Annotated in this window: 3 protein-coding genes and 1 pseudogene; all 4 read left to right on the plus strand. The window is 64.8% G+C overall.

All coding sequences use genetic code 11. The annotated features are described in order from the left end of the window. A pseudogene (gene rpsL / locus Q0812_RS11260) lies at positions 1 to 83 on the plus strand (30S ribosomal protein S12); the annotation flags it as partial. A 35-nt stretch (positions 84 to 118) separates the two neighbouring features. After that, on the plus strand, positions 119 to 592 hold the full coding sequence (rpsG, locus tag Q0812_RS11265) for a 30S ribosomal protein S7 (RefSeq protein ID WP_302110431.1): 474 nt from the start codon (positions 119 to 121) through the stop codon (positions 590 to 592). 112 nt (positions 593 to 704) lie between these two features. Further along, positions 705 to 2,783 carry an elongation factor G gene (fusA, locus tag Q0812_RS11270; protein WP_302110432.1) on the plus strand — a complete coding sequence of 693 codons (2,079 nt, stop codon included), beginning with the start codon at positions 705 to 707 and terminating at the stop codon, positions 2,781 to 2,783. Positions 2,784 to 2,834: 51 nt separating this feature from the next. Next, positions 2,835 to 2,911, plus strand: a 77-nt coding sequence (locus Q0812_RS11275; protein WP_245158267.1) for a hypothetical protein, incomplete at its 3' end; no start/stop codon positions are given.

Genomic DNA, 2,911 nt, shown 5'->3' on the forward strand with positions numbered 1-2,911 from the left:
TCCTGCGCGGCGTGCTGGACACCCAGGGCGTCAAGGACCGCCGCCAGCGCCGCTCGCTCTACGGCGCCAAGCGTCCGAAGTAAGTCAAACCGCGCGATAAGAAGAGAAGAGAACACCCATGTCCCGCCGCCGTCGCGCAGAGAAGCGTGAAGTCCTCCCGGATCCCAAGTTCGGGGACCTCGTCGTCACCAAGTTCATGAACTACGTGATGTACGAAGGTAAGAAGGCCGTCGCCGAGAACATCGTCTACGGCGCCTTCGACATCCTGGAGCAGAAGCGCCGCGAGCAGAACGCGCTGGAGACCTTCCACAGCGCGCTCGACAACGTCGCCCCCGCCATCGAGGTGCGCTCCCGCCGGGTCGGCGGCGCCACCTATCAGGTGCCGGTGGAAGTGCGCCCGGAGCGCCGCCGCGCCCTGGCCATCCGCTGGCTGGTCAACGCCGCGCGCAACCGCAGCGAAAACACCATGACCGAGAAGCTGGCCGGCGAGCTGCTGGACGCCGCCAACAACCGCGGCTCGGCGGTGAAGAAGCGCGAAGACACCCACAAGATGGCCGAGGCCAACCGGGCGTTCTCGCACTACCGCTGGTAAGCGGCGGGGCCGTATCCGGCCCCCCGTCGCAATGCTGTCGCTTTCCGGCGCGGGGGGATTGGTTTAGACCGCCCCCCGCGCTTCCTTAAGACCCTCCCCCAAGGCTTTCCCAATGCCCCGCACGCACAAGATCGAAGACTATCGGAACTTCGGGATCATGGCCCACATCGATGCGGGCAAGACCACGACGACCGAGCGCATCCTTTTCTACACCGGCAAGTCCCACAAGATCGGCGAAGTCCACGACGGCGCCGCGACCATGGACTGGATGGAGCAGGAGCAGGAACGCGGCATCACCATCACCTCGGCCGCGACGACCGCCTTCTGGAAGGACAAGCGCCTCAACATCATCGACACGCCCGGCCACGTGGACTTCACCATCGAGGTTGAGCGTTCGCTGCGCGTGCTGGACGGCGCGGTGACGGTGCTGGACGGCAACGCCGGCGTCGAGCCGCAGACCGAAACGGTCTGGCGTCAGGCCGACAAGTACAAGGTTCCGCGCATCGTCTTCGTCAACAAGATGGACAAGCTCGGCGCCGACTTCGACAAGTCGGTGGAGTCGATCCGCGACCGTCTGGGCGCCAAGGCCGTGCCGATCCAGTTCCCGATCGGCGCCGAAAGCTCGCTGACGGGCTTGGTCGACCTGGTGCGCATGAAGGCGGTCATCTGGGACAACGACCAGCTGGGCGCGTCCTACCGTGACGAGGAGATCCCGGCCGACCTGATGGACAAGGCCGTGGAGGCCCGCCAGTACCTGATCGAGAACGCCGTCGAGCTCGACGACGAGGCCATGGAAGCCTACCTCGAGGGCAATGAGCCGTCCGAAGAGACGATCAAGAAGTGCATCCGCAAGGCGGTGCTGACCGGCGCCTTCTATCCGATCCTGTGCGGCTCGGCCTTCAAGAACAAGGGCGTTCAGACCCTGCTCGACGCCGTGGTCGACTACCTGCCCTCGCCGGTGGACATCCCGCCGACCCCGGGCATCGACTACAAGACCGAAGAGCCGGTGGTGCGTAAGGCTTCGGACGACGAGCCCCTGTCGGTTCTGGCCTTCAAGATCATGGACGACCCGTTCGTGGGCTCGCTCACCTTCTGCCGCATCTATTCCGGCAAGATGGAGACGGGCATGGGCCTGATGAACTCCACGCGCGACAAGAAGGAGCGCGTCGGCCGTATGCTGCTGATGCACTCCAACAACCGCGAGGACATCAAGGAAGCCTATGCCGGCGACATCGTCGCCCTGGCCGGCCTGAAGGACACCCGCACCGGCGACACCCTGTGCGACCCGACCCGCTCGCCGGTCATCCTTGAGAAGATGGAGTTCCCCGCGCCGGTCATCGAGATCGCCGTGGAGCCCAAGTCCAAGGCCGACCAGGAGAAGCTGGGCGTGGCCCTGGCCAAGCTGGCCTCGGAGGACCCGTCCTTCACCGTCTCGACCGACCACGAGAGCGGTCAGACGATCCTGAAGGGCATGGGCGAGCTGCACCTGGACATCAAGATCGACATCCTGAAGCGCACCTATAAGGTCGAGGCCAACATCGGCGCGCCGCAGGTGGCCTATCGCGAGTCCCTCGGCAAGCGCGCCGAGATCGACTACACGCACAAGAAGCAGACCGGCGGCACGGGCCAGTTCGCCCGCGTCAAGCTGGTGTTCGAGCCGGGCGAGCCGGGCTCGGGCTTCCAGTTCGAAAGCGCCATCGTCGGCGGCGCGGTGCCCAAGGAATACATCCCGGGCGTCCAGAAGGGCCTGGAATCGGCCAAGGAAAACGGCCTGCTGGCCGGCTTCCCGCTGATCGACTTCAAGGCGACCCTGATCGACGGCGCCTTCCACGACGTGGACTCCTCGGTGCTGGCGTTCGAAATCGCGTCGCGCGCCGCCTTCAAGGAGCTGCGCGAGAAGGGCTCGCCCAAGCTGCTCGAGCCGATCATGGCCGTCGAGGTCGTGACCCCGGAAGAGTACCTGGGTTCGGTCATCGGCGACCTGAACAGCCGCCGCGGCATGATCCAGGGCCAGGACGTGCGGGGCAACGCCATCGTGGTCAACGCCATGGTGCCGCTGGCCAACATGTTCGGCTACGTGAACAACCTGCGGGGCATGTCTCAGGGCCGCGCCCAGTTCACCATGCAGTACGATCACTACGACCCGGTGCCGCAACACGTCGCCGACGAAGTGATCAAGAAGTACGCCTAACCAAACCCCCAACACCAAAGGACCCCGTTTGGGGGACAGGAGCTAAGAAAAATGGCCAAGGAAAAGTTTGAGCGGAACAAGCCGCACTGCAACATTGGCACGATTGGTCACGTGGACCATGGCAAGAC

The organism is Peiella sedimenti (genome assembly GCF_030504955.1).
Classification (GTDB): domain Bacteria; phylum Pseudomonadota; class Alphaproteobacteria; order Caulobacterales; family Caulobacteraceae; genus Brevundimonas; species Brevundimonas sedimenti.

What these genes read in the sequence shown, in the direction of transcription:
- rpsG (WP_302110431.1), top strand. Translation starts at nt 119, where the DNA reads ATGTCCCGCCGCCGTCGCGCAGAGAAGCGTGAAGTCCTCCCGGATCCC.
- fusA (WP_302110432.1), top strand. Translation starts at nt 705, where the DNA reads ATGCCCCGCACGCACAAGATCGAAGACTATCGGAACTTCGGGATCATG.